The organism is Rhodococcus sp. IEGM 1379 (assembly GCF_030056815.1).
Classification (GTDB): Bacteria; Actinomycetota; Actinomycetes; order Mycobacteriales; family Mycobacteriaceae; genus Rhodococcus_F.
Genome location: NZ_JASHKR010000131.1, coordinates 1 through 7415 on the forward strand (window position 1 = coordinate 1; position 7415 = coordinate 7415).

The following is a 7415-nucleotide window of genomic DNA, read 5'->3' on the forward strand; positions in this document are numbered from 1 at the left end:
TCTACGGCGCAATCTCCGGCGGTGGCGCTGCCATCGGCCTGCTGCTCGGTGGCGTTCTGACGCAGTACGTCGACTGGCGCTGGTGCCTACTCGTGAACATCCCCATCGCACTCATCGCCATCGCCGCTGCGGTTCCCGTCATCAAGGAGACCAAGGCTCACGGCGATACCAGTTATGACCTCCCCGGCGCCGTCCTCATCGCACTCGGACTCGGCTCCCTGGTCTACGGATTTACGCGCGCCGAGCATGGTTGGGGTCAGACCGACACACTTCTGTTCATCGCCTTGGGCCTGGTCTTCCTCGCGCTCTTCGTCTTTGTCGAGAGCCGCACCAAGAATCCGCTTCTGCCACTGAGTGTTCCGTGGCATCGTGATCGCGGCGCCGCATTGATCGGCTCCATGCTCGTCGGCGCAGCGCTGCTCGGCGGCACCCTGTACCTGACGTTCTACCTGCAGATCGTGCTGGGATTCAGCCCCGTCATGGCCGGCGTCGGATCTCTGCCGATGGCCTTCTTCATCGTGATGGCATCCACCATCGCGGCGCAGCTGTCCACCAAGATCGGGCCTAAGCCTCTGATGTTGGCCGGACCGCTGGTCTCCGCTGTCGGCCTGTTGATGCTCACCCAGATCGAGGTACACAGCTCCTACTGGACCCACGTGTTCCCGGGTCTCGCGATCTTCGGCTTCGGTTTGGGTCTGCTCATGGTCCCCATGCAGAACCTTGCACTGATCGGCGTTCCCAACCACGACGCCGGCGCGGCCAGCGCCCTCGTCAACGCCACTTTGCAAATCGGTGGCGCACTCGGTACCGCTCTGTTCACGACAATCTACGCGTCGGCGAAGTCCGCCTTCAGTGCAGACAACGTGATGCCGGCGCCTCCCGAAGGCATTCCCGCAGAGATGATTCCCACCGACATGGCAAACGCAGCCATGCCCACCGGCGAACAACTGGCGCTGCTCCCCCAGTCGGTGCAGGACTTCATCTCTTCAGTGACCGACTACTTCTTCGGCGCCGAGGTTGCGGGTTACTCCGCGGCATTCGGCTGGGCAGCAATCCTTCTCGCCGTCATTACTCCGGTGGTGTTTGTGCTCGTCCGCGCCAAGAAGGGTGACCTGCCCGCCGAGGGCGCAGTTCACATGGGCTAACCCCTACTTAGGCGACGGAATCACACGCCATGCAATGACAGCCGCTACCGCCAGCAGCACTGCTGACGTAACGGACGTCCATTGCATGGCGTGCACAAACGCAACTTTTGCTTCGTGAAGTAACTCTGATTCTGGCGGCAGTACGTTAACCGCAGATGCAAGGGAATCCGTCACCTTGTCGGACACTGCCGGCGGTATCGAGTCGGTGTTCAACCCAGCCCGGTAGAGCGTTGCAAGCAAACTACCCAATAGCGCGATTCCCAGTGCAACACCGAGTTCGTAGGCAGTCTCGGATACTGCCGATGCAGACCCAGCCTTGTCTGGTGGAACCGCCGTCATCACCGCATCCGTCGTCAGCGTAAAGGCAAGACCCACACCCAGTCCCACCAGTACCAGGGCAATCGCCAACCAGAAGTACTGCGCAGCGTCACTGGCCATCGCGATGCCGCCCATTCCGATCGCGGCCAGTGCCAGCCCACCGCCGATGACGTAACCTCGCCCGAACCGCAGGACAAGGCTGCCCGCGATTCCCACGACGGCAACCGACGCGAGCGTGACCGGAAGTTCACGAATACCCGCTTGCAGTGGTCCATTCCCCCGCACGAGTTGCAGGTACTGCGAGAAGAAGAACAGCAATCCGCTGAAAGCCAGAACAGAAACAAACGTTGCAGTGACCGCACCCGCGAAAGCCGGATGACGGAACAGCGAAACGTCGATCAGCGGCGACGACGAATACTGCTGCCTCCGAATGAAGACCCACCCCGCAGCGACCCCCACGACGAGTGTTCCGACCGGCACCCACAGATTCCCGCCACTGACCGCTGCCTTGACGGCATACACCAGGGCAACAATCGCAACCATCGACAGAGCCGCACTGAACAGGTCGAATTTTCCCGGGTCGGGATCACGGGATTCGGGAATCAATATGTACCCGAACACAATCAAGATGATGATCACGGGGACGTTGATAATGAACACCGATCCCCACCAGAAGTGTTCCAGCAGAGCGCCACCCACGAGCGGACCGATTGCAGCACCGCCAGATGCTGCCGCCGCCCAGATCGCGATCGCGGTGGTCCGCTGACGAGCGTTCTCGAACATGTTCCGGATGATGGACAACGTCGACGGCATCAATGTCGCGCCGGCAACGCCGAGAAGGAAACGTGCGGCGATCAACCACCCTGCCGTCGGCGCGAATGCCGCCAGCAGAGAGGCCAAGCCGAATCCTGCTGCACCGATGAGCAGTAGACGTTTCCTACCGACGCGATCAGCGAGCGTGCCCATCGTGACCAACAGTCCGGCCAGGGCGAGGGAATAGATGTCGCCGATCCAGAGAAGCTGGTTCGACGTCGGCGCCAGATCTGCACTGAGCGCCGGTACAGCCAGCGACAGGACAGTGCCGTCTACCGCGAGCATCACCACCGCGAGTACAAGGACCGACAACGCCGCCCACTCGCGGCGTCCCGCAAAACCGACATCTTCGCGATCGTCATGGGACATAGCGACACGCTACCCGTCTGAACGGTCGAATTTATGCCTGTCGCAAGACCTCGATCACCGGAGTGCTATTGCGGCCGATCAACTTCTGCAGGTCACCAGACGCAGTATCCAACGCGCCCTTGGCAATTGCCGCATCAGAATCTGCGAGAATCTGTGCAACCGGAGCAGGCAGTCCGACGCTCTCCAGGATGCCTTCGTACGCTGCCTCACTCACGAACTGGTACTCGACGGGCTTGCCTGCGAATTCGGTGACCTTCTCGGCCAGTTCGGCGTAGGTGAGCCTTTCGTCGCCGCCCAATTCATAGACTGCACCTTCGTGTCCGTCGGTGGTGGCCACTGCTGCAGCAGCGTCGGCGTAATCCGCACGCGCAGCAGCGGCGATCTTTCCGTCTGCTCCCGCGCCGACCAGCGCACCGCGCTCGATGACACCCGATAGGTCATTGGTGAAGTTCTCCCAGTACCAGCCGTTACGCAAAAGCGCGAAAGGAATTCCGCTCTTGGCAAGAACGTCCTCCGTGGCCTTGTGCTCGGCGGCCAACTTCATCGGAGTGTCCTGGGCGTCCAGGATGCTCGTGTAGGCAATGAATCCGATGCCCGCAGCCTTGGCCGCGTCAATGATGTTGGTGTGCTGCGCCAGCCGTGAACCCACTTCACTGCCCGAGATCAGCACCAACTTGTCGACGCCACCCAAAGCTGCTTCCAATGCTGCGGCGTCGGCGTAGTCCGCCTGCCGGACCACAATTCCGCGGGCCGCGAGATCTGCAGCCTTCTCCGGATTGCGGACCACCGCGACGATGTCCGACGCCGGTATGCCTCGGCTGATCAGTGCCTCGACGACAAGTTGTCCGAGGTTTCCCGTTGCGCCGGTGACTGCGATGCTCATCTGAACTCCCAATTTAAGTTGAAGCGTGAAGTTGCCCCACAACCATCATGCACTTATTTTTCGTAAGCGCAATATGAACAGATAGCGCTATCGCTTGATGCAGTAGTAACCTGAATCCATGACCAGCACCGATACCCCGCACAGTGCTGCCGAAACGGCTGATCCCAATGTGGACCCCACCCTCGAAGCCGACGTCTTCGCTCGTGGTTGCAACTCTCGAATGGCCCTGCAGAACGCCACCGGACGCTGGGGAGCACTAGCGCTCGCAGCGTTGAACGAAGGCCCGTACCGGTTCAGCGCACTTCGTCGCCGCGTCGACGGCGTCAGCGAACGCATGCTCTCGCAGACCCTGCAAACACTCGAGCGGGACGGCCTCGTGCACCGCGAGGTGCTCGAAAACATCCCACCCAAGGTGGAATACAGCCTGACCGAACTCGGCGCAGACGTCGCCGACAAGATCACGGCACTGATCGAATTACTCGAATCCCAGGTACCGAAAATCGTTGCGTCCCAGACAGAGTACGACGCCAGAGGTCAGTGAGCCCCGACCGGAAACTGAGCAGGAACGAAAAAAGCCCCGTTCGTCTTTCCTGATCGGAAAGACGAACGGGGCTTGCCCTGAAAAGATCAGAAGTTGATCATGTGGCCGGCGAGGCCGTGGATCGCTTCCTGCAGCGCCTCACTCAGCGTGGGGTGCGTGTGGACGTTGCGTGCCAACTCGTTGACAGTGAGGTCCCACTTCTGGGCCAAGGTCAGCTCGGGCAGCAGTTCCGAGACATCGGGTCCGATGAGGTGGCCGCCGAGCAGTTCGCCGTGAGTCTTGTCGGCGATCAGCTTGACGAAGCCCGTCGGGTCGCCAAGGCCGTGGGCCTTGCCGTTGGCAGCGAACGGGAAGTTCGCGACCTTGATGTCGTAGCCCTCGGCGATAGCCTGCTCTTCGGTCAGACCGAAGGACGCAACCTGCGGCTGGCAGAAGGTGGCGCGCGGCATCATGCGGTAATCGCCGAGCGTCTGGGTCTCGGCGCCGCCGATGGTCTCGGCTGCGACCACTGCCTGTGCTTCGGCGACGTGTGCCAGCTGCAGCTTGGCGGTGACGTCACCGATGGCGAAGATGTTGGGAACGTTGGTGCGCATGTAATCGTCGATCGCGATGGCGCCACGGTCGGTGAGTGCAACACCGGTGTTCTCGAGACCGAAGCCCTCGACGCGAGGTGCGAAGCCGACGGACTGCAGAACCTTGTCCACGACGACGGTTTCGATGTTGCCGGACTTGTTGTCCTTGATCGTGACGGTGACCTTGCTGCCGTCGTCACTGATGGACTGGACTGCGGCACCGGTCTTGACGGTGACGCCGAGCTTCTTGTACTGCTTGGCGATCTCCTTGGAGACGTCTGCGTCCTCGTTGGGCAGTGCACGGTCGAGGAACTCCACGATCGTCACGTCGACGCCGTAGTTCTTGAGGACGTAGCCGAACTCCATACCGATGGCGCCCGCGCCGACGATGAGGATGGATCCGGGGAGTTCCCGCGTCATGATCTGCTCTTCGTAGGTCACGACGTTCTCGCTCAGCGAGGTGCCCGGCAGCAGCTTGGTGTAGGAACCGGTGGCGATGATCGCGTTGTCGAACGTGATCGTCTCGGTGCCACCCTTGCTCAACTCCACATTGATGGTGTTGGCGTCGACGAAGGTTCCCTTACCGTCGTACTCAGGGATTTTGTTCTTCTTCATCAGGAAGTGAATGCCCTTGACTCGCCCGTCCGCGACCTTGCGGCTGCGGTCGAAGGCGGAGCCGAAATCGAAGGACACATCTCCGGACATGCCGAACGTCTTCGCTTCTTTTGTAAAGATGTGCGCGAGTTCGGCATTACGGAGCAGCGCCTTGGACGGGATGCAGCCGACATTCAGGCATACACCGCCCCAGTACTTCTGCTCGATGATGGCGGTGCTCAGGCCCAGTTGTGCCGCGCGGATAGCAGCGACGTACCCACCGGGGCCGGCTCCAAGGACAACGACGTCATAGTGTGAGGTCACGGTTAATCAGGGTAGTCCTGCGTAGTTTGCTTGTCCCCGGATGGTCGCATTACTCGTCGGTAGACCAGACTTGCGCGGCAACTCGGGCGAAGTTTCCGCCGTATACGGCCTCGATGGCGAGTTCGTCGAAGCCGCGCCGACGCAGTACGACGTCCAAGGTGAGAGTGTCTTCCGGCGGTACCCACTGCAGCGGACCCCACTTGGTGTACATGTCCGAGAACGACGACGCATGGTGGTCGATCTCCTCGAGGAAATCTTCGGCGTCGAAGGAATAGTCCGAGCCGATTCCGACGTGATCGACGCCGACGAGGTTGACGGCTTCCTCGATGTGGTCTGCCATCGCCTCGAGACGTGCCTGTGTATCGGTCGGTCCGTTGACACCAAGGAAGATGCCGACGCCGTTGATTCCGATAACTCCACCGGTGCCGGCGCATGCCTTCGCCTGGTCGTCGGTGATGTTGCGTGGGTGGTCCCACAATCTGCGGAGGTTGGAATGGCTGTAGATCATCGGCCGCTCGGTAGCTGTAGCCAGATCCAGTCCGGTTTGCACCGAGCAGTGCGATCCGTCCACCATCATTCCGACGCGATTCATCTCGGCCACGAGGTCGCGTCCGTAGGCGGTCAAACCGGTGTCGACGGCGTCGAGACAACCGCAACCCGCAGCGTTGACGTGGTTATACGTCGGCAACATGGACCGCACACCGAGGTCGTAGAAGTACGCGATGTTGTCGGGATCTCCGTCCAGCGGATTGGAATCTTCGAGGTCGAACCCCAAGGCGATTCCACCCGACTGTTGAATCTCGACAACTTCGCCGATTCTCTGAACCGGGGTGATTTCCGGATATTCGACACGGGCCTGCCAGGCGAAGCTCTTGACTAACGCTGTCGAATCGGCCCGAGACTGCGGCGCATAACCAACGTTGACCGAAACGTAACTGCCTTCGGGCCGCGTGTACCGCAATAGGTCCGATATGGAGGCATTGGACTGCAATGGCAGGCAGCAGTGCTGTTCCCAGATTGGATATGTCCGGTTCACCCAATAATCATATCGGTAAACATCAATCTTCGACCGATACTGGTCATTCGTTCAGCAAATTCTTGGTTCACTAGCAAATAGCGCGCTGATCCTGTAGAAAGATCAAGACTTACACGCTCTCTATGCGTCGGAATTTGCAACTCGTACAGAGCAGTGTCGAAGAATGCAGTGTCGAAGGATGCAGTGCCGAAGAAGGACCGTTCCACCCCGGGACGGATCTGTAGGGGCAATTTAGGTGGAGGGTTCTGAGCGTATGCGTGCTCGTACATTCAAGCGTGGCCGTTTGGTCGCCGCGATAGCAGCAGTATCCGTACTGCCGATGCTGATCAGCCCGGCTATGTCCTCTGCTGACAGCGGAGTCACAGCAACTGACACGGCGACAGCTACAGCGGCGGCGGCCAAGGTCAACACAACGGGTTCCAAGCTCACGAGCAAGACCACCGCCGGAGGCAAGACCACCATCAAGGTGTTCTCCCCGTCCATGGGCCGCGATATCCCGGTCGAGGTCCTCACGCCCACGGACACCACCCAGCAGTACCCCACGCTCTACCTTCTCAACGGCGCCGGTGGCGGCGAGGACAGTGCGACGTGGCAGCGCAACGCGGACGTCATGAACTTCTTCCGGGACAAGAAGGTCAACGTCGTCACCCCGATCCAAGGTGCCTTCAGCTACTACACCGACTGGGAAAAGCCCGATCCGGCTCTCGGAGTTCAGAAGTGGCAGACATTCCTTACAAAGGAACTCCCGCCCGTAATCAATGACACATTCAACACCAACGGCGTCCAGTCGATCTCCGCGATCTCCATGACCGCCACGTCG

At 60.4% G+C, this 7415-nt stretch carries 7 protein-coding genes; 3 read left to right on the plus strand and 4 right to left on the minus strand.

What is annotated here, in order from left to right:
• On the plus strand, positions 1-1145 hold a 1145-nt coding region (locus QM600_RS28220; RefSeq protein ID WP_283265053.1), incomplete at its 5' end, for an MFS transporter.
• A gap of 3 nt (positions 1146-1148) precedes the next feature.
• On the opposite strand, the gene QM600_RS28225 is transcribed toward QM600_RS28220, so the two are convergent.
• Both QM600_RS28225 and QM600_RS28230 read right to left on the minus strand, forming a co-directional pair.
• The gene (locus QM600_RS28225) at positions 1149-2645 is read right to left on the minus strand and encodes an MFS transporter (protein ID WP_283265054.1); all 1497 of its coding nucleotides are present in this window, start codon (positions 2643-2645) and stop codon (positions 1149-1151) included.
• Positions 2646-2676: 31 nt separating this feature from the next.
• Entirely contained in the window at positions 2677-3528 is an 852-nt protein-coding gene (locus tag QM600_RS28230) for an SDR family oxidoreductase (RefSeq protein WP_283265055.1), read from the minus strand.
• 118 nt (positions 3529-3646) lie between these two features.
• Between QM600_RS28230 and QM600_RS28235 the strand changes: the two genes are divergently transcribed.
• A complete protein-coding gene (locus QM600_RS28235) occupies positions 3647-4069 on the plus strand; it encodes a winged helix-turn-helix transcriptional regulator (protein WP_283265056.1) in 423 nt (140 codons plus the stop codon).
• 86 nt (positions 4070-4155) lie between these two features.
• Here the strand turns inward: QM600_RS28235 and lpdA are convergent, their stop codons facing one another.
• Together lpdA and QM600_RS28245 are read right to left on the minus strand one after the other, a co-directional pair.
• Complete coding sequence (gene lpdA / locus QM600_RS28240; protein ID WP_283265057.1) at positions 4156-5559, minus strand: dihydrolipoyl dehydrogenase; 1404 nt, start codon at positions 5557-5559, stop codon at positions 4156-4158.
• A gap of 49 nt (positions 5560-5608) precedes the next feature.
• Complete coding sequence (locus QM600_RS28245; RefSeq protein ID WP_283265058.1) at positions 5609-6595, minus strand: dipeptidase; 987 nt, start codon at positions 6593-6595, stop codon at positions 5609-5611.
• Between the two features lie 253 nt (positions 6596-6848).
• Between QM600_RS28245 and QM600_RS28250 the strand changes: the two genes are divergently transcribed.
• On the plus strand, positions 6849-7415 hold a 567-nt coding region (locus tag QM600_RS28250), incomplete at its 3' end, for an alpha/beta hydrolase (protein WP_283265059.1).